Annotated in this window: 1 protein-coding gene; it reads right to left on the bottom strand. The window is 42.5% G+C overall.

The window, feature by feature from the left end; genetic code table 11:
• A partial coding sequence (locus HEQ50_RS12655) for an IS200/IS605 family accessory protein TnpB-related protein (protein WP_168900831.1) occupies positions 1 to 341 on the bottom strand: 341 nt, incomplete at both ends.

Genomic DNA, 341 nt, shown 5'->3' with positions numbered 1-341 from the left:
AGTATGGCACCACAGTTGTAACAAATATATTCATTATGTTTGGTCTGATGCTGTGCATTGCCTTGGAGCGTGATCTTGTCGGTACCATGCTTGATGTAGCCACATTTGGAACAGCGCTGGGTTGAAGGGTAGGTCTTATCTGCCAGTAATAGTTTTTTGCCATACCAGGCACATTTGTAGCTGAGTACTTGGCGAAAATAGCCAAACATAGACCGTTGTAAGCCTTTAGAAGCAACGTGGCTCATTTGCATGTCCTTGACGGATAAGTCTTCGATGACAATCTTGTCATAATTATTGACCAGCTCCGTCGTAAACTTTTGCATGATGTCATGTTGGATATT

It is taken from the genome of Lactobacillus sp. HBUAS51381, from assembly GCF_012641095.1.
Classification (GTDB): domain Bacteria; phylum Bacillota; class Bacilli; order Lactobacillales; family Lactobacillaceae; genus Levilactobacillus.
This window is presented reverse-complemented; position numbering and strand designations above follow the sequence as displayed.